Source organism: Nitrosospira sp. NRS527 (assembly GCF_018406445.1).
Taxonomy (GTDB): Bacteria; Pseudomonadota; Gammaproteobacteria; order Burkholderiales; family Nitrosomonadaceae; genus Nitrosospira; species Nitrosospira briensis.
On sequence record NZ_AP024515.1, the window covers coordinates 1,274,590 to 1,293,162 of the forward strand.

The window sequence follows — 18,573 nt, forward strand, 5'->3', positions numbered from 1 at the left end:
GGGCCATCGAAGGAAAAAAATGAGTGCTCGCGCAGAAATTGCCAAGCAGGACAGCGGCATTAGCGTTGGATCCTTGTCCCGGTTGCGGCGCGACCCGAAATCGTTCCTCAAATTGATTCTGCTCGGTTTTGCGCTTGTTGGCTTGCCGCTGATCATCGCGCTTATCAACAGTGCTTTTTCCATTGACCGGTTAGCGGATCAGAGTCGCAAGGCCGTGTATCAGGCGGCGCAAATTGCCCATAGCAGCCGTGCGCTGGCTGACGAGATTGCCGCTATGGAGCGGGCTGTGCGCCAAGCCCACATCCTGGGCGATACGTCTTTGCTGGAAGGTTATTTCCGCGCGCATAACAAATTCGAGAGCATGTCGGCGAGCCTTTTCGAGTTGTCGTTGCAGGACGAACAGAAACAATTGCTGACGAACCTGCAAACGTCGGAAGCCTCGATTTTCGAGAAAGTATCGGCTGTAAGACAATCTCCGGAAAAGCTTCGCGATCTAATCGGTAATTTCGTGCTCCTCCGAGATTCGGCACGGACCTTTTCGTGGGTTGGCTATACGTTAATCGAGCGTGAAGTGGATGAAATGCAGGACATGGCGGGGTATGCGCGCTTTACCGTCGGATGGCAGCTACTCGCCCTGATTCCATTTGCCATTCTGCTGGCATTCTTTTTTTCAGTACGGATCGCACGTCCAATCCGCCAGATCGATGAGGCCATCCGTAGTATGGGGCAAGGTGAGCTATTCAAGCCGATAAGTGTGGATGGGCCTCAAGATCTGGTGTATTTCGGTGAGCGCTTGGACTGGATGCGTCGCCGTTTGCTGAAGCTGGAAGAGCAGAAAACGCGATTTCTGCAGCATGTTTCTCATGAGCTGAAGACACCGCTTACGGCCATGCGTGAAGGGGCGGATTTGCTCGCGGAAGGCGTCGCGGGGAAACTGACCGAAGAACAGCAGCGTATCGCGAGGATTCTTCATAGCAACAGCATACAACTCCAGCGGCGCATCGAAGATTTATTGAGCTATAGTGCGCTACAGGCCGAAAAAGCCGCACTGGTGAAGCAAGAGGCGAATCTGACAAAAATTCTGGACGCGGTGTTGCAGGACCAGAATCTTATTATCATGAGTAAAGGCTTGAGAATCGACTTATCTTGCCCGGAATTGGTTATCGACTGCGATGAACAGAAAATCAAGGTAATTATCGATAATCTATTGTCGAATGCGGTGAAATTTTCACCTTCGGGCGGCTGTATTCGCATTTGGACCAGTAAGCTAGCCGGGATGGTTCAATTGGATATTGTTGACGCTGGTCTGGGCGTTGACGAAGCAGATCGTGAAAAAGTATTCGAGCCGTTTTACCAGGGGCGGCGGATACTCGACAGCCATGTCAGGGGAACAGGGTTGGGGCTATCCATTGCGCGCGAGTATGCGCTGGCGCACGGCGGCAATATTGAGCTTATCCCGAAAATTGGTGTCGGAGCCCATTTCCGCCTCACCATACCCGTTTGTGACCCCGAGGGATCCCTATGAATCGCATGCGTCAAAAATTGCGGGTCCTGCCGGCAATAATGTTGATGTTTGTGGCCGCGTGCGCGGCCTTGCCTGAAGATCAGCCATCCATCATGCCAGCTGATCCGATCGTCACGGGTCAGATGGATGATATGATGGAGTTTTATGAATCCTTGCGTAAACAGCCGCCCGCAGAGCTTACCCGCATATATGACAAGGTAAAACAGAATTTCGTACAGAACAAGAGCGACTCAAACCGAGCCAGACTCGTATTGCTTCTTATACTGCCCCATACTTCCTTTCGTGACATTACTTCAGCGGTCTACCTGCTCCATGAGTGGCCACGGGATTCGAAACCGGCAACCAATCTGCAAAGTTTCAGAAATTTGCTTGCAAGCCTGCTTGCGGAGCAGCAGCGGCTAACTCACAGTGTGGAAGAATTGTCGCAGAAACTCAAAGACGAGCAAAAACGCGTCGAGACCTTGCAAAACCAGATCGATGCCATAAAAAACATGGAAAAGAACCTTATTCTCAGAGAGTTATAGATAATGCAAAATCATGTTTGATGCCAAACCGAAAATCCTCATCGTCGACGACGATACGGATCTGCTTGAGTTGCTTGTTATCCGGCTTACTGCTGCGGGCTACAAGGTGGACGCTGTACAAAGTGCAGAGGCCGCGCTGAATTATCTGGATGTATCACGACCGCAACTGGTCATCAGCGATATGCAGATGAGCGGCATGGATGGCATGGCATTATTTGAGCACATCCATCGGACATTACCGACTTTGCCGGTGATCATCCTGACGGCACATGGCACCATTCCAGATGCGGTTGCAGCTGTTCAGCAAGGTGTATTCGGCTATCTGGCCAAACCTTTTGACAGCAAAACCCTGCTGGCCAACATTAGCCAGGCGCTCAGGTTCGTTCCCGGTGCCCTGCCGCAGCAGGAGATATCACAGGCGGCATGGCGCAAGAATATCATTACACAAAGCGCCATCATGGAGGACCTCCTTACAAAAGCGGGACTGGTAGCGGAGGGAGACGCAAGTGTGCTGATCTACGGCGAAAGCGGCGTGGGTAAGGAATTATTCGCGCACGCGATACACGATGCATCCAAACGCCGCGATCATCCGTTCGTGGCTATAAATTGCGCGGCAATCCCAGAACAATTACTGGAATCGGAATTGTTCGGTCACGTCAAAGGCGCGTTTACCGGTGCTGTCCGGGACCACAAGGGGCTGTTTCAGTTGGCCGAAGGCGGGACACTGCTTCTGGACGAAATTGGCGATATGCCGCTTTTGCTCCAGGTCAAGTTATTGCGTGTTCTGCAGGAGCGACAGGTGCGACCGGTCGGGTCCGCGCAGGCGATGCCCGTAAATGTTCGCATTATTTCAGCAACGCACCGTGATCTCAAAGCTGAAATCGCTGCCGGTACCTTTCGAGAAGATCTTTATTACAGGCTGGACGTTGTGGCGTTGACGATCCCGGCCCTGTCGCAGAGACGCGAGGATATTCCATTACTGACAAATTACTTTCTGAGCACATTTTCCGGGAAATACCAGAAAAATATCAACGGGTTCTCTCCCGAAGCCATGGAGATGCTGATTAGCGCGTCCTGGCCGGGTAACGTGCGGCAGCTTATGAATGTCATCGAAAGATGTGTTGCCCTGAGTACGGCGCCCCTCATCTCGGCTATATCGGTGTATGACGCCATGCACCGGGAAGAGGAACAGCTTGTTTCTTTCGAGGACGCGCGCAAAAGTTTCGAAAGAGACTATCTCGTACGCGTGCTGAAGATCACGGGCGGCAACGTGACACAGGCAGCACGCCTGGCCAAGCGAAATCGCACCGAGTTCTACAAGCTGCTTCAGCGATACCAGCTCGATCCTTCTGTTTTCAAGCAGGCGCAAGCATGATCCTGAATCCGGCAAGTTGGACGGGCTACGAAAAACCCTTTTCGGTTATAGCGCCTGGTTGACAAATGAGCGGTTAAACACCGGGTTTAGGACGACCTCGGCTCTACATCTCCATCAGGTCAGAACTGGCCCTCTATGGGATTTCGCTCGTCCTCTACGAATCTATCGCCCTTTTTTACGATAAAACCCAGCTCTGACCACCACCTGACCATATCGCTATAGTCTGCTATGCCGCGTGAAAATGGCTGAATCTGCCCCGAGGCGGTAACGACATCGACAGGACGCTGAGCCGGCCACCACAGTTCGCCACAAGCCAGAAAGTCAGCCTGCCAGGGCAATGCCATTCGCTCAGTCAGAAAGCCGGGGGGAAGCGTATGTTTGATCCGGAATGGTGCTTCATAGGTCGCTGCCTGCGCAATGACATACGTTACCTCGATACCGGGAAAAAATGGCGCACCGATGCACCCTTCCAATGATGCTCGCGTCAGGGCATCGGGTTTTTGTTCCAGCGGCAATTCATCGAACGGAACAGGTACAGGTTCGGTTGCCCAGTCGGCGTGGAAATCGCCCTGCGACCATTTTTCCATCATGGTGTACTGATACTCCGTCAGTGCGGTGTATTCGCCTCGCTCCGGATTGTCGGGATCCAGGCCGCTGTTCACTTTCGGCATGCTGGGCGGAACTCGGGACGGGGGAGAATTGGGATCGACGCGAGTATTGGGTTTCATCAGCCACCTCAAGACCGTTTCACGCGCGGACTTCCCATTCTCGGTCTTGTCTGCCAGCTTGCTCAGGCGCTCGGGATCGAGAAAATTCCCCGAGTCTCCATGATGACGATTCCTTTGCTCCACCACCCAATGAATCAGTACTGTCCGCTTCAGGATCGGGTAGATATCCTGTGTAAATGACGGCACATCTTTTATAAGACGCGGAGAGAAATTTCGCACGGCGACATTCAGCGCCTGGTCATACCAGGTCGTGACACCTTCAATCTCGGGTGCATACGATGGTGGCGCCACAACAACCCATGCACCGCCTTCCGCACTGATGGGCGGTTCACCCTCGACCTCTACGACAGCACTTACTGGTCCATCGGAAACGCCATCATACCAGCCATCATTATTCGCAAAATTATCGAGACCTCGACCAATGGGGGAGCCCGATTTACCTGGACCGCCGACAACGATCAACCGCCCTTCTTCATCCGTGAGGGTGTGTCCAAGCACAATTTTTGCGCTGCCCTCGACATCTCCATTTTTGATGAAGTTGATTTCTCCAGTGAGAAAACCACTGGCTTGGTTCTTGCCCGATATGGACTGTATCCCGGCATCCGCGATTAGTCCCGCTCTGCTGTATTCCGTATTTCTGAGCGAAGTGGAAGAGGGACCTCCTGGAGGAAAATTTCCACCTGCTGCTTTACGGTTGACCAGATGGATGCTCCATCTGATTCTTGTCTTCTCATCCAGAACGATCTCGCTATCGAGCGTTTCCTTGCCAAAATCATCACGGATAAATTTATAAATCCGGAATCGAACCGCTTGCGGCTTTATTTTTCCCGGCGACGAGTCGTCACGATAGGGTCCCGAGGGAGCGATTCCTGGAGACTCCGGCCCCAGAAAATAACCAGTCTCGCTGTTTCCTATACGCGCAACGCCTATCGCCGGGTAAATCCGGTAAATCGCTTTCATCGGTATCTTCTCCTTGCCAGTTTGATATTCATCCCGGAAAAATTTGACCACATCCATATCATAGCCTCCGCCAAAAATATTTCCGGCTATTTTTTCTCCTAAAAACATGACATTTACGTCGCGCTCGCCTATTCCGGAAAAAAACCAATGAAGAATTTTCTACCGTCATCCAGCCCGTATTGAAACCTATGTTCGGAAGCGTACGGAAACATAAGTAACGATGCTCTATAAAAATAATCGTGTTCAATCGTAGATGTTATCGGAAGACAAATATGGCCAACCCCTTGCATAACCGAACTCCTGAGACTACAGCCGTACGAATCCCGGCAGGGGATGTCGTGCTGAGCGCAGACCTGGCTATACCGCCGGATGCGAGGGCTATTGTCGCATTCGCGCATGGTAGCGGCAGTAGCCGGCATAGCACCCGGAACCGTTATGTCGCGGAAACGCTGAACAGGTATCGCTTTGCCACGTTGCTCGCCGATCTCTTGACGGAGGAAGAAGAAATTGTCGATATGCGGACACGGCATCTGCGTTTCGATATACCCATGCTGGCGGACAGGCTGATCGATATCGCCACATGGTTGCAACGTGAACCGCAAACGAAAAATTTAAAAATAGGCTGGTTTGGGGCAAGTACAGGCGCTGGCGCCGCGTTGATCGCTGCGGCAAGGCGCCCGGAAAATATCATGGCTGTGGTTTCCCGCGGCGGCCGACCTGATCTGGCCGGAGATTATTTGCCTGAAGTCATGGCCCCTGTGCTTCTTATCGTAGGTGAAAACGATCCCGAGGTTCTGAAACTCAATAAATCGGCGCTTACGCGGCTTAACCCCAACGGCCACTCCAGGTTGGAGATCGTACCAAACGCAACACATTTGTTTGAGGAGCCCGGCACGCTCGAGGCAGCAGCCCTTCTGGCGGCGCAATGGTTTCAAACCCATTCTGGATTACCCGGAGAAGAGGTTTAAATGGCAAGCTCCGTTCTCTATTTCGCAGACAGGGCAGAAGCTGGGAAAAGGCTGGCGGAAGCACTGGTCGGCTACGCTGGAAGAACCGACGTCCTCGTTCTGGCGCTTCCGCGCGGCGGCGTGCCGGTGGCTTATGAAGTGGCCCGGACTCTGGCTGTGCCGATGGATCTGTGGCTTGTCCGCAAGCTGGGCGTGCCGGGACAGGAAGAACTGGCGATGGGCGCGATAGCAGGAAAGGATACTCGCGTCCTCAATCGAGACATCATCAACGTCTTGAATATCGACAAGACTACCATTGAGGCTGTAATAGTAAAGGAACAGGCGGAACTGGAAAGGCGTAACCGGCTTTACCGTCAAGGCAGGCCGTCACCCGATATTGAAGGAAAGACAATCATAATTATCGATGATGGCCTTGCCACGGGGGCGACCATGCGTGCTGCAATTGCTTCCCTCCGTCAAGCTGGCGCAGCAAGGATTATCGCGGCAGTGCCGGTCGGTGCGGCGTCTACCTGCGGAAAAGTCGAGCAGGATGCGGATGAGCTTGTTTGCCTGTATACACCGGAGCCTTTTTACGGTGTCGGACAATGGTATGACGATTTTTCACAGACTTCGGATGAGAGCGTGCTGGCGCTTCTGGAAAGCGCCACCAAAAGACCGGATGGTACCGCGATAAAACCGGAAAAAACAACGTGAGGATTCAATATGCCTGATCTCGATGCTCATCACAGCTTGATCGACACACTGGAACGCCATGCGCAATCTCTGCAGGATGTCGGTGACGATTATCGCCCACTGATTTACGCTGCAAAAAACAAAAAACTCATTCTGCTCGGAGAAGCTTCTCACGGCACCGCGGAATTTTATCGGATTCGCGCCGAAATTACCCAGCATCTCATTGTAGAAGAAGGATTCGACGCCGTCGCGGTTGAGGCCGATTGGCCGGATGCTTACCGAGTCAATCGCTTCGTATCCGGCACATCGGATGATACGGAGGCCGATGCGGCCCTGTCGAATTTTGAACGATTTCCCACGTGGATGTGGCGTAATACCGAGGTCCTGGCCTTCGTCGCGTGGCTGCGCGATTATAACCAAGGGGGCGAGAAATATAAGGGCCGAAAGGAATCTGTAGGGTTCTACGGCCTTGATTTGTACAGCATGACAACCTCGATGGCGGCAGTGCTGGCCTATCTGGACAAGATCGATCCGCAAGAAGCCGCGGCCGCGCGAGCGCGCTATGGCTGCTTTGGCCAGTTCATCAGCAATCCCCAGGCGTATGGCTATGCCATTGCCTCAGGCAGATGGGACTCCTGCGAGCAGGAAGTTTTGACTCAACTCATGCAATTGCAACGGAAAGCGCGCCTCTATGTTGAGCAGGACGGCGCTTTTGCCGGGAACGAATATTTTTCAGCTCGGCAGAATGCCGAATTGGTAAAAAATGCCGAGGAATATTATCGCGCAATGTTCAGAGGGCGGCCCAACACCTGGAATTTGCGAGACCGGCATATGTTCGAAACTCTTGAAAAACTTGCTGCTCATCTGCAAACCCGGTTAGGGCGAGAACCGCGGATCATTGTGTGGGCACATAATTCTCATCTGGGCAACGCCGCAGCAACGGATATGGCGCAGCGCGGCGAGATCAATATCGGCCAGTTGGTCAATGAGGAATATGGAGATAATGCGCTTCGCGTCGGATTTTCGACCAGCCGCGGCACGGTAACCGCAGCGTCGGATTGGGATGGGCCGGCCGAAACAAAAACCGTTCGCGACCCATTGCCCGGCAGTTACGAAGCAATTTTTTCGGGACTCGAAAAGAAACGTTTCCTTCTTGATCTTCGAACTGAAGACGAAGCTGTCAGCCTGTTAAAAGAAAAAAAACTGCAGCGGGCCATCGGGGTAATTTACCGGCCTGAAACCGAGCGCGCAAGCCATTACTTCTATTCATCCCTGCCACGGCAATTTGATTTCATGATCCATATCGATAAAACAGAAGCTGTGCAGCCGTTACCATCATTTGTTCACAAAAGGCCCGGTGAAATGGACGAGACCTATCCGTCGGGTTTTTAGACGCCTGGCAGCCTGTCGGACTTAAAGGAAATTGCTGTAAAAGCGTCTGGTCGGTTCATATTTCACCGCTTTTTCGACCAATAGAATGACTATTGGCTTTCAAAATCTTCAGAGTCTATCCTCACCCGGCCACTTTTTCGCTGCGATTCTTCAAGTCCGACAGGTTGCTGGTTTCAACGTAATTCTTTCCATCTGTAATTTCATACTTGCTTCTCAGATGTGCCAGCGCCGTACTAATGCTGTGTGCCGCTTCGTCGTGGGCACCGCTGAAGTAATGCTTCCGCAGAACGTTCCCATACCCAGCGCCTCCATTTAATTCCTTGCTTTTAAAAAAATGTGATCTATTTTAAATAATGTCGTGTTATGCGGTAGTACAAAAACAAATCGTAAATAGCTGAGTCCTGTGTTCATTCAAGGAGACATCGATGAAAAATATGAAGAAAAATCAAGTCAGCAAAAATGGGTCATTAACCAACGGTCTTTTCCGGACATTGCCGATCATTGCGGCATTGGCCGCATCGGGTTTCATCCAGCCAGCTCTTGCCGTCGATCGCACATGGTTTGGCAGCACAGGGGATTGGGGTGTCGATACGAATTGGTCACCCATAGGTGTGCCGGGCATCAGCGACAAAGCGATTATCAACAGCGGCAATTCAACTCTATCGTTCAATACGGGGATATCCGGCCTTGATTTGTCCGGTGGCATCCTTGGTGGTACAGGCAACCTTACGCTCAGCGGCCTAAGTACCTGGACTGGCGGGAGCATCACGGGCGCGGCCACCACCACCTTCAGCAGCACCTTGGACCTCAGCGGCAACGGCTCCAAGGTCATTTCCGGCGGACGCATAGTGAATGCTGGCAATAGCACCTGGAGCGGCAACACCGGCAACTTCGTCAATGACCTCGCCTTGAATGGCGGCACCTTCAACAATACCGGCACTTTCACCGATACCAATGCCTTCTCCGACCAGATAACTGGCAACGGCACCTTCAACAACAATGGCACATTCAACAAGCAGAACAACACCCTCACCAATGTTGGCGTTGACTTCAACAACACCGGCACGGTCAACGTCAATGCCGGCACGCTGCGCCTGCAAGGGGGTGGCACCCACAGCGGCACTTTTGCCCTGGCTAATGGTTCCACCCTTGATCTCAACGCAGGTACTCACAATCTGAATGCAGTAACCACCAGCGGTGCCGGTACTTTCGAGATAAGCGGCGGGACGGTCAACCTCAACGGTGGCACCCACACCACGCACTTCCTGCTCGCGGGCGGTACCCTGGCCGGCACGAGCACTCCGATCGGCGGCGCTGCCACCTGGACTGGCGGGAGCATTGCTGGCGCGGCCACCACCACCTTCAGCAGCACCTTGGACCTCAGCGGCAACGGCTCCAAGGTCATTTCCGGCGGACGCATAGTGAATGCTGGCAATAGCACCTGGAGCGGCAACACCGGCAACTTCGTCAATGACCTCGCCTTGAATGGCGGCACCTTCAACAATACCGGCACTTTCACCGATACCAATGCCTTCTCCGACCAGATAACTGGCAACGGCACCTTCAACAACAATGGCACATTCAACAAGCAGAACAACACCCTCACCAATGTTGGCGTTGACTTCAACAACACCGGCACGGTCAACGTCAATGCCGGCACGCTGCGCCTGCAAGGGGGTGGCACCCACAGCGGCACTTTTGCCCTGGCTAATGGTTCCACCCTTGATCTCAACGCAGGTACTCACAATCTGAATGCAGTAACCACCAGCGGTGCCGGTACTTTCGAGATAAGCGGCGGGACGGTCAACCTCAACGGTGGCACCCACACCACGCACTTCCTGCTCGCGGGCGGTACCCTGGCCGGCACGAGCACTCCGATCGGCGGCGCTGCCACCTGGACTGGCGGGAGCATTGCTGGCGCGGCCACCACCACCTTCAGCAGCACCTTGGACCTCAGCGGCAACGGCTCCAAGGTCATTTCCGGCGGACGCATAGTGAATGCTGGCAATAGCACCTGGAGCGGCAACACCGGCAACTTCGTCAATGACCTCGCCTTGAATGGCGGCACCTTCAACAATACCGGCACTTTCACCGATACCAATGCCTTCTCCGACCAGATAACTGGCAACGGCACCTTCAACAACAATGGCACATTCAACAAGCAGAACAACACCCTCACCAATGTTGGCGTTGACTTCAACAACACCGGCACGGTCAACGTCAATGCCGGCACGCTGCGCCTGCAAGGGGGTGGCACCCACAGCGGCACTTTTGCCCTGGCTAATGGTTCCACCCTTGATCTCAACGCAGGTACTCACAATCTGAATGCAGTAACCACCAGCGGTGCCGGTACTTTCGAGATAAGCGGCGGGACGGTCAACCTCAACGGTGGCACCCACACCACGCACTTCCTGCTCGCGGGCGGTACCCTGGCCGGCACGAGCACTCCGATCGGCGGCGCTGCCACCTGGACTGGCGGGAGCATTGCTGGCGCGGCCACCACCACCTTCAGCAGCACCTTGGACCTCAGCGGCAACGGCTCCAAGGTCATTTCCGGCGGACGCATAGTGAATGCTGGCAATAGCACCTGGAGCGGCAACACCGGCAACTTCGTCAATGACCTCGCCTTGAATGGCGGCACCTTCAACAATACCGGCACTTTCACCGATACCAATGCCTTCTCCGACCAGATAACTGGCAACGGCACCTTCAACAACAATGGCACATTCAACAAGCAGAACAACACCCTCACCAATGTTGGCGTTGACTTCAACAACACCGGCACGGTCAACGTCAATGCCGGCACGCTGCGCCTGCAAGGGGGTGGCACCCACAGCGGCACTTTTGCCCTGGCTAATGGTTCCACCCTTGATCTCAACGCAGGTACTCACAATCTGAATGCAGTAACCACCAGCGGTGCCGGTACTTTCGAGATAAGCGGCGGGACGGTCAACCTCAACGGTGGCACCCACACCACGCACTTCCTGCTCGCGGGCGGTACCCTGGCCGGCACGAGCACTCCGATCGGCGGCGCTGCCACCTGGACTGGCGGGAGCATTGCTGGCGCGGCCACCACCACCTTCAGCAGCACCTTGGACCTCAGCGGCAATGGCTCCAAGGTCATTTCCGGCGGACGCATAGTGAATGCTGGCAATAGCACCTGGAGCGGCAACACCGGCAACTTCGTCAATGACCTCGCCTTGAATGGCGGCACCTTCAACAATACCGGCACTTTCACCGATACCAATGCCTTCTCCGACCAGATAACTGGCAACGGCACCTTCAACAACAATGGCACATTCAACAAGCAGAACAACACCCTCACCAATGTTGGCGTTGACTTCAACAACACCGGCACGGTCAACGTCAATGCTGGAGTGTTCAATGTCGCACACGCATTTACCAACGCCGGTACGGTGAATGTTGGCGCTGGTGGAGTATTCCAGTCCTCTTGCGGCGGTACCAATTGTTTTGGTAACACCGGCACCCTACAAGGCAGCGGCACCATTCAAACACCGGCCAACAATGAACTGGTCAACAGAGGCGTGATCAATCCCGGAGACGCCATTGGCCATCTTACCATTGACGGTAATCTGCATCAGGCAGCGAACGGCGCAGTTAACTTCGAACTAGCTGGCCTGCATAATTTTGACCAACTGACGGTTACCGGCGACGTAACATTGGGCGGCGACCTTGCTTTATGGAACCTCGGCTACGCGCCTGTGGCTGGTGACAGCTTCGTAGTGGCGACTTTCGATGACCGTCTGGCAAATTCGACTTTCTCATCCGTCAGTATGCACGGGTTCAGCCCCAATACCTTCCAGGTGTTCTACCACGACCACGACGTCACCGTGGCAGTGGTACCCGAGCCTGAGCAATACCTGATGCTGCTTGCGGGACTAGGCCTGATGGGCGTCGTGGCTCGCCGTCGGCGGAACCGCATTCGGCGGTGCGATGAAACTGTTTAGTACTTGATCCGGGTTCCAGGCTGCCCGGATCCGAAAAAAATATATCGTGCCATCGGCCCTCTCGTTCCAGGCCGGTAGCTTACAAAAAGGGCGAGTGGATGTAATTTAATTACTATCGATGGGAGGAAAAAATGAAGAAATTGCCTTATGTTTTACTAATCGGAGCAGCCCTGCTTAGCATGCCTGCCTTTGCCGAGAATGCTGGGGAAGGTGGGGATAGCACGAACCGTGCCGTGAATATCTCTCTCGGCAGTTCTGGGGGAGCCCTGGATAACGCCGCATTGAAATCGGTCCGCAAGCTGGTCGGAAAAGCGATCATTGCCGATACCGTAGATACTTTCGCTGTCTATAGCCCCAGAACAGGCGGCCCGATTCCGATCGAAGGCGGCTTGAACGCCTGCGCGGAAGCAGGTTTTAGCGCAACGCCAAAGCAGTTCAACGCTTTCGTCAAGCAGTTGCGTGCCATTCATCCCAAGGCGGGAACCTTCCTCAATGTGGAGCTCACCGATCAATGCAAGCCTATTGATGTCGTTGCGTCCGCGGTCTGTGGAGGTATTGCGGGAACAGCCTGTTCTGACCCAAAACAGTTTTGTGATTTTGGAACGGGTCAATGCAAGGTGGCGGACGCACAAGGCACATGCAAGACCAAGCCCACCATTTGTCCGCAGATCTTCAAGCCTGTCTGTGGCTGCGACGGTAAGACTTACGGGAATGCGTGCACCGCGGCCGCCGCGGGAGTATCGATAGAACATGAAGGGGAATGCAAGAAATCCGAACCCCAAGCATGCGGTGGAATTGCCGGGATTCCATGCCCTAGTGGCAAAACTTGCGTGGATAACCCCGCAGACGATTGCGATCCGAAACGCGGCGGTGCGGATTGTCCCGGAATTTGCGAGGCCAAATAGTAGCCGGTTTATGCTGCAAATTTTTCTGCTAATCCAATGTTAGGCAGCGCACAGAGATAGGCATAACGAGGTGTTAAAAATTGCTTCTTTTGATCGTGATTTGTTGTTAGATCGGGCTATGTGATCAATTGGGTAACACTCATTCGCATAGCTCGATCGATCACTTTTTAAGGGGCCTATCTTGTCAGACCGACCATTCATCAAACCAGGCGTTGTAACTAATAAAATCAGGACAGTCAGCAACTTTATTGGCAATGTTGTTGAGCAGTCCAAAAAATCGACGCCAGGCGACTCAATGGCTACAGATGCTTCTGAATCGGTTGAGCGCGAGCAAAGAAAAAGCCATCACGTGATTTCCACCGCCGCTTATTACGAAGTAGAGGGGCATGAACCTGATGGTTACGTTTATGACGAAGCGCAAGACTGGCTGGAGGCTGATGCGGAAACAGGTAGGGTGCTATATGTCGAAAAGGATTTTTAATCGCTGAAAAACATTCTGATAGCTTAGCCGCTTGCGGGATTCGTTTACGTGATTATTCAAGAGGCAGTTCAAGAGGCGGCAGTAACGGTACGATAAATTTTTATATTTCAAGGAGAAAACATCATGGCAAACATTGCTCGTCGTTCCCCTTTCGGCGATATCGCCCGCTTTGACCCGTTTTACAATGTTGATGACTGGTTCAAGGGTTTTGGAATGCAACCTTTTTCCATGGACTTGGAGACCGTCCCTACAATCAAAATTGATTTAAAGGAAAATGACACGGCTTATACCGTGCGCGCAGAGATCCCAGGGGTGAAGAAAGAAGATGTCAAGGTGCAAGTAGAAGGCAATAGAGTTTCCATCAGTTGTGAAACGCGGCAGGAAAAGGAGGAAAAAGAGGGCGAAAGAGTCATTTGTCGCGAATGTCATCAGGGATCAAGCTACAGGAGCTTTACTTTGGGGAGTGATGTGGATGATACCAAAGCCGAGGCCAAGTATGAAAACGGCACGCTGGAACTGATGCTTCCGAAGAAAGAGGGTAAAACTGCGAAACGGATTGAGGTTAAATAGCACATCGATCCTGGGGCCCATCTCGCGGGGCGGCTATGTTGACCATTCTTTTGAAAAGAATGGTCAACATCCGCAAGGGGTTAGCAGCTTTCAGCCCCCGCAGATCGCTTCCATAAAGCGTGAGGCTGAGGCGACATTGAAGCGCTAGCTGTTTAGCGGCGCAACCTGATTAAACAAAAAGCATCCTCGACCGCGCCATGGGAGCGCACGCTCTCACGCAGTACTGCGTCAATAACCGATCTGTTGGCCTGCTTCTGTTGGTGGCGATTCAATCGCTTAACATGTCGTCGCGAATGCTCGTCTGACGCATGAGCAGATGTGATTCATATTTAGGAGTCTTTCCATGGGCACTCATACTACGCCTCCCGGCTTTCGCCCGATTTCCCGTCGTGACAGCATGTTCGAAGAGCGCGTGCACGATGCCTATAGGGCGAGACATAAGCTGCCTGAGCCGACCGTTTGTCCGCAATGCGGCGCGGTATTCCATGAAGGACGCTGGCAGTGGCTCCAGGCTCCCGCCGATGCGCACCAGGAACCTTGTCCTGCATGTCATCGCATTCACGATCATTTGCCCGCTGGTTTTGTGACTTTGCAGGGGGAGTTTTTTCTCGCTCATCGCGAGGAAATCCTGCATCTTGCGTATAACTTGGAAAAACATGAGCGAACAGAGCACCCGCTTAACCGGATCATGGAAATCGAAGAAAAAGACGGTGCGACGCTGATTACAACCACCGATATTCATCTGGCACGAGGTATTGGCGAAGCCATACATAATGCCTACCAGGGTGAACTGGAATTTCACTATAACGCAGACGAGTATCTGTTGCGTGTGAGCTGGACACGATAGAAATCAACAATTGAATAGGCTCTGACTTATTGCCAGCTTGGTTTTTGGCTTATTGCCGATTTTAGTAACAATAGTATTGGAACGCACCCTCCATGGTGCGGCTTTATCCCTACGGCCAAACGCTTCATATCGATATGTAACTCAAGCGGAGAGCATTATGCCTGTCGGCGAAATCTGCAATCGTGATGTTATTGTTTTGCGACGAAACGAAACTATTCTGGAGGCCGCCCAGCTCATGCGCCATCATCACGTCGGTGATGTGGTCGTCGTGGAAGAGCGCGACGGCCTACGTATTCCCGTCGGGATCGTAACCGATCGGGACCTGGTTGTAGAGATCATGGCGACGGAACTCGATCAGGGGGTTATCACCGTAGGCGATATCATCGGGCAGGATCTGGCTACCGTGAAAGAAGACGTGGCGATCTTCGACGCGGTTCAATACATGCGCAGCAAGACGGTAAGGCGTTTACCGGTCGTGGATGAAAACGGCGCGCTAGTAGGCATACTGACACTGGATGACTTATTGGAATTGCTATCGGAAGAATTGCTTGCAGTTGCCAAGCTGGTAAATTACCAGCGGCAAAAGGAAATGACGGTGCGACGCTAGCAGACTGTCGGACTTGAAGAATCGCAGCGAAATATGAACCAGCCAGACGCTTTTGCAGCCGATTTCCTTTAAGTCCGACAGTCTGCTAGGGGTGATATCGCATCCTGTACCCGTCGAGATGCATGAAAGAAGGTACTGTATAGGCTGATGCTGCCGGCGAGGATGGTGCAATACGATTTCGAATGCGCGGTCGGGTATGCGCCGGGCAATTCATTCTTATCCTGGTTATCACGATTTTTTCTAATAATGAGAAGGAGCATAACGATGATGAATGCCTTGAATCATGCCAGGAAAAACATTAGCCACGGGCTTAGCCGGACATGGGACCATATTTCAGAGGGCTGGCACGAGCTGGTTCACCAAAGTAGCGACGCGCTGACTCACTTTACGCATCGTAAGAATGAGGAGGATAAAGAACACGCGGAAGTTGGCACACTCCCCGCTTTTCGAAACTGGAGCATATTGGCGGGAGAGGTTGAGGAAACGGACAAGGAGATGGTGGTGCGGGTAGAAATGCCCGGTATGGAAAAAAAGGATTGCCATATTACGATAGACGGCAATATGCTTTATTTGAGAGGCGAAAAACATTTTGAACGTACTACAAGCGATAGTACGTATCATTTCACGGAGCGTGCTTACGGCATTTTCCAACGGACCATACCCTTACCGTGCAAGGCGGATGCAGACCACGCGGAAGCAAGCTATAAGAATGGCGTGCTGACCGTGCGTCTGCCTAAGCTGGATGGGGAGCAGGGGCGGCTCATTCCAATATCCTGACAGGCGAGCATGCGATGAACAGAGGGCTACATTTTATTTTTCGCACACACCTCGCTGCCTTATCGGGAATTATCCTTGTCTGCTTGCTGGCCCAAGTGGCTGCAGCGGACGAAACCGCCTCACTCATGAGCCAGAAGGTAAGAAACGAGAAAAAGGAGAAACCTATCATGTCAATGACCATAACATCTTCATCTTTTTCTCCTCACGGCGTAATTCCTGCGCGCCATACCTGCGATGGCCACGACACTTCACCGGAGCTTTTCTGGACCGAAGTGCCCGAGGGCACGCAAAGCCTGGTGTTAATCATGGACGATCCCGATGCGCCTGATCCTGCCGCGCCCAAGAGAACCTGGGTGCATTGGGTGTTGTACAACATTCCGCCCGGCGCCAGCGGGCTATCGGAGGCAATTTCTACGGCGGATCTTCCACCTGGAACACGGGAAGGGCTCAATGACTGGCAGCGCACCGGCTATGGCGGGCCGTGTCCGCCGATTGGGAAACATCGGTATTTCCATAAACTCTACGCACTGGACACAGTCCTGCCGGATTTGAAGCAGCCAACCAAGGCAAAGCTGGAGAAAGCGATGGAAGGACATGTCATCGCATATTCTGAACTGATCGGCTTATATCAGAAGCATTGAGCGGGATTCAGCGGCTAACCGACGGGGCTGCGACCGTCCATCGTGATAGCGTATCGGCATGGGTCTCATTACATGCTTAGCCTCAGCAGGTGCTCCGCTTCTTTCCCCGCCGTTACGCGATTCTGGTTCGGCCAATTTTGCGCCACGGTATTTGACAGACGCGCTGGCGGCCTGAAATCGGTTAGTGCACGGTATGGGATACACCGCACAAAGGGTGTTGCCGTGTGAATTCCCCGAATGCTTCGCATTCACGATGACAAAAAAATAGACGAAGCCGATACACTGGAAACACTGAAAGGTATGCTGGCGCGATTATCTCTATCTCTTGATAAGCCGCCCTGAAGCTCATGTTTTTACAAAATACCATTATTATCGATAGTTTGCTTGTATCGTTTCCTTATGAGGCCGCTGAACGCACAGCAAAAAATTTTTCGGGATATCTCGATATGCTTGGCATATAAGCGGCCATTTTTATGTTCCAACTCTTGTAGAATTCGTTGACCGAGGCGTATGAAAATGCTCCCGCACAAGCCGAAAAATCGGTGGACCGCCTGGCCAATGAGGTGGCCCATCAAGATGATAGTCAAGGACTTGAGATATGCCCGGGATTTATCTGTTTATTTGCTCATGCGGGAGAAAGTACGTAAGGAGCCGTTGGTCAGATTGAACGAAAAAGGGCTGGTATCGCCGGATTACACTAAACCGGTCTGCCTTTTTTGTAGCTACGATTACGAAAATATTGTCAGAAAGAACGTGTATCAGTACCTTGATGCGCTCGCCCTGGCTGGGTTCAACATCATATTTATCAGCTCGAGCGATGACGTTTCAGTTTCAGACCTGGAGAAACTTTCAAGATGCTGCGTAAGAATCATAAACCGGGAGAATAAAGGCTACGATTTTTACGGATGGAAAACGGGACTGGAAAAATATGCTCGATACAAAGACCATGCCGGCCTTCTGTTAGCCAACGATAGCGTTATCGGGCCACTTTTCAGCATCAGCGATATCGTTACTACACTTGAGAACTGCGACGCTGATGTGATTGGCATGACAGATTCTTTTCAATTTCATCCGCATCTGCAATCTTATTTTCTGTATTGCAAGAAAAATGTAGTGTTATCAGAAGAATTTCTTCGCTTCTTCAAAGAAGTCGATATTCTGGAGCTCAAGAATGCTGTTATCCGAAAATATGAAGTCGGTTTTTCCCGGCTTCTCCGCCATCGATTCCGCCTATCTGCGCTCTATGGCTTAGAACCCGCCTTGGCTCGAATTAATTTTAATCAAATGCCTATAAGGTGGATAGAGCCTACCTCACATCTATGGAAACCTCTTATTACCGAGTTCAAGTTTCCGTTTATCAAAAAAAGCGTTTTGACAAGAAAGGGCGTAAGTGTTAAAGAGGTCTTGCCGGTGTTGGCAGAAACTGCTTCCCATTACAATATGGGCATCCTCGACGACCTGAGTTTGCCCTACAGATGAAGCGGAGTTGCTCCCTTCGACTTGAAAATCCCCATGTGTCCGACATAAGTCAACGCTACCTCGGTGGCCGCAGAGCTTTGGTCTGCGGCAAAATATTCGGGATTAAACCGGATAAAACAGATATTCTTCGGCATTCATTTAATTCCTATCTCCA

Annotated in this window: 16 protein-coding genes; 15 read left to right on the forward strand and 1 reads right to left on the reverse strand. The window is 52.4% G+C overall.

Annotation, left to right across the window (positions count from 1 at the left end; all coding sequences use genetic code 11):
- The first annotated feature begins 19 nt into the window (after window positions 1-19).
- Genes KJS40_RS05695 through KJS40_RS05705 form a run of 3 tightly spaced genes read left to right on the forward strand, consistent with a single transcriptional unit; the run spans window position 20 to window position 3,424 of the window.
- Window positions 20-1,525 carry a HAMP domain-containing sensor histidine kinase gene (locus KJS40_RS05695; protein WP_213539405.1) on the forward strand — a complete coding sequence of 502 codons (1,506 nt, stop codon included), beginning with the start codon at window positions 20-22 and terminating at the stop codon, window positions 1,523-1,525.
- Complete coding sequence (locus KJS40_RS05700; protein ID WP_213539406.1) at window positions 1,522-2,049, forward strand: dihydrolipoamide acyltransferase; 528 nt, start codon at window positions 1,522-1,524, stop codon at window positions 2,047-2,049. The genes KJS40_RS05695 and KJS40_RS05700 overlap by 4 nt, the downstream gene beginning before the upstream one ends.
- Before the next feature lie 13 nt (window positions 2,050-2,062).
- Window positions 2,063-3,424: a sigma 54-interacting transcriptional regulator gene (locus KJS40_RS05705; RefSeq protein WP_213539407.1), complete on the forward strand. Its 1,362-nt coding sequence runs from the start codon at window positions 2,063-2,065 to the stop codon at window positions 3,422-3,424.
- A 119-nt stretch (window positions 3,425-3,543) separates the two neighbouring features.
- On the opposite strand, the gene KJS40_RS05710 is transcribed toward KJS40_RS05705, so the two are convergent.
- Window positions 3,544-5,112, reverse strand: a complete 1,569-nt coding sequence (locus tag KJS40_RS05710; RefSeq protein ID WP_213539408.1) for a LodA/GoxA family CTQ-dependent oxidase — start codon at window positions 5,110-5,112, stop codon at window positions 3,544-3,546.
- 272 nt (window positions 5,113-5,384) lie between these two features.
- On the opposite strand from KJS40_RS05710, the gene KJS40_RS05715 reads away from it, so the two are divergent.
- The 12 genes from KJS40_RS05715 (at window position 5,385) to KJS40_RS05770 (ending at window position 18,419) form a co-directional block, all read left to right on the forward strand.
- Window positions 5,385-6,080: a dienelactone hydrolase family protein gene (locus tag KJS40_RS05715; RefSeq protein WP_213539409.1), complete on the forward strand. Its 696-nt coding sequence runs from the start codon at window positions 5,385-5,387 to the stop codon at window positions 6,078-6,080.
- Complete coding sequence (locus tag KJS40_RS05720; RefSeq protein ID WP_213539410.1) at window positions 6,081-6,773, forward strand: phosphoribosyltransferase; 693 nt, start codon at window positions 6,081-6,083, stop codon at window positions 6,771-6,773.
- A gap of 9 nt (window positions 6,774-6,782) precedes the next feature.
- On the forward strand, window positions 6,783-8,144 hold the full coding sequence (locus KJS40_RS05725; RefSeq protein WP_213539411.1) for an erythromycin esterase family protein: 1,362 nt from the start codon (window positions 6,783-6,785) through the stop codon (window positions 8,142-8,144).
- Window positions 8,145-8,569: 425 nt separating this feature from the next.
- Window positions 8,570-12,112, forward strand: a complete 3,543-nt coding sequence (locus tag KJS40_RS05730) for a PEP-CTERM sorting domain-containing protein (RefSeq protein WP_213539412.1) — start codon at window positions 8,570-8,572, stop codon at window positions 12,110-12,112.
- A gap of 131 nt (window positions 12,113-12,243) precedes the next feature.
- The gene (locus KJS40_RS05735) at window positions 12,244-13,017 is read left to right on the forward strand and encodes a Kazal-type serine protease inhibitor family protein (RefSeq protein WP_213539413.1); all 774 of its coding nucleotides are present in this window, start codon (window positions 12,244-12,246) and stop codon (window positions 13,015-13,017) included.
- A gap of 181 nt (window positions 13,018-13,198) precedes the next feature.
- Window positions 13,199-13,498, forward strand: coding sequence for a hypothetical protein (locus KJS40_RS05740; protein ID WP_213539414.1), 300 nt, complete (start codon window positions 13,199-13,201; stop codon window positions 13,496-13,498).
- Between the two features lie 123 nt (window positions 13,499-13,621).
- Entirely contained in the window at window positions 13,622-14,068 is a 447-nt protein-coding gene (locus KJS40_RS05745) for an Hsp20/alpha crystallin family protein (protein WP_113071527.1), read from the forward strand.
- A gap of 343 nt (window positions 14,069-14,411) precedes the next feature.
- A complete protein-coding gene (locus tag KJS40_RS05750; RefSeq protein WP_213539415.1) occupies window positions 14,412-14,915 on the forward strand; it encodes a BCAM0308 family protein in 504 nt (167 codons plus the stop codon).
- A gap of 157 nt (window positions 14,916-15,072) precedes the next feature.
- Window positions 15,073-15,522, forward strand: coding sequence for a CBS domain-containing protein (locus KJS40_RS05755; protein ID WP_213539416.1), 450 nt, complete (start codon window positions 15,073-15,075; stop codon window positions 15,520-15,522).
- A gap of 264 nt (window positions 15,523-15,786) precedes the next feature.
- Complete coding sequence (locus tag KJS40_RS05760) at window positions 15,787-16,299, forward strand: Hsp20/alpha crystallin family protein (RefSeq protein WP_213539417.1); 513 nt, start codon at window positions 15,787-15,789, stop codon at window positions 16,297-16,299.
- A 167-nt stretch (window positions 16,300-16,466) separates the two neighbouring features.
- Window positions 16,467-16,940: a YbhB/YbcL family Raf kinase inhibitor-like protein gene (locus KJS40_RS05765; protein WP_213539418.1), complete on the forward strand. Its 474-nt coding sequence runs from the start codon at window positions 16,467-16,469 to the stop codon at window positions 16,938-16,940.
- A 576-nt stretch (window positions 16,941-17,516) separates the two neighbouring features.
- Window positions 17,517-18,419 (forward strand): rhamnan synthesis F family protein, encoded by a 903-nt coding sequence (locus KJS40_RS05770; protein WP_244859712.1) that lies wholly within the window; start codon window positions 17,517-17,519, stop codon window positions 18,417-18,419.
- Window positions 18,420-18,573 lie beyond the last annotated feature (154 nt).

Bases quoted from the DNA above. Each gene is read 5' to 3' on its own strand.
- KJS40_RS05715 (WP_213539409.1), top strand. From the start codon at position 5,385: ATGGCCAACCCCTTGCATAACCGAACTCCTGAGACTACAGCCGTACGA.
- KJS40_RS05725 (WP_213539411.1), top strand. From the start codon at position 6,783: ATGCCTGATCTCGATGCTCATCACAGCTTGATCGACACACTGGAACGC.
- KJS40_RS05770 (WP_244859712.1), top strand. From the start codon at position 17,517: ATGATAGTCAAGGACTTGAGATATGCCCGGGATTTATCTGTTTATTTG.
- KJS40_RS05710 (WP_213539408.1), bottom strand. From the start codon at position 5,112: ATGAAAGCGATTTACCGGATTTACCCGGCGATAGGCGTTGCGCGTATA.
- KJS40_RS05755 (WP_213539416.1), top strand. From the start codon at position 15,073: ATGCCTGTCGGCGAAATCTGCAATCGTGATGTTATTGTTTTGCGACGA.
- KJS40_RS05765 (WP_213539418.1), top strand. From the start codon at position 16,467: ATGTCAATGACCATAACATCTTCATCTTTTTCTCCTCACGGCGTAATT.
- KJS40_RS05735 (WP_213539413.1), top strand. From the start codon at position 12,244: ATGAAGAAATTGCCTTATGTTTTACTAATCGGAGCAGCCCTGCTTAGC.
- KJS40_RS05745 (WP_113071527.1), top strand. From the start codon at position 13,622: ATGGCAAACATTGCTCGTCGTTCCCCTTTCGGCGATATCGCCCGCTTT.
- KJS40_RS05720 (WP_213539410.1), top strand. From the start codon at position 6,081: ATGGCAAGCTCCGTTCTCTATTTCGCAGACAGGGCAGAAGCTGGGAAA.
- KJS40_RS05750 (WP_213539415.1), top strand. From the start codon at position 14,412: ATGGGCACTCATACTACGCCTCCCGGCTTTCGCCCGATTTCCCGTCGT.
- KJS40_RS05730 (WP_213539412.1), top strand. From the start codon at position 8,570: ATGAAAAATATGAAGAAAAATCAAGTCAGCAAAAATGGGTCATTAACC.
- KJS40_RS05700 (WP_213539406.1), top strand. From the start codon at position 1,522: ATGAATCGCATGCGTCAAAAATTGCGGGTCCTGCCGGCAATAATGTTG.
- KJS40_RS05695 (WP_213539405.1), top strand. From the start codon at position 20: ATGAGTGCTCGCGCAGAAATTGCCAAGCAGGACAGCGGCATTAGCGTT.
- KJS40_RS05760 (WP_213539417.1), top strand. From the start codon at position 15,787: ATGATGAATGCCTTGAATCATGCCAGGAAAAACATTAGCCACGGGCTT.
- KJS40_RS05705 (WP_213539407.1), top strand. From the start codon at position 2,063: ATGTTTGATGCCAAACCGAAAATCCTCATCGTCGACGACGATACGGAT.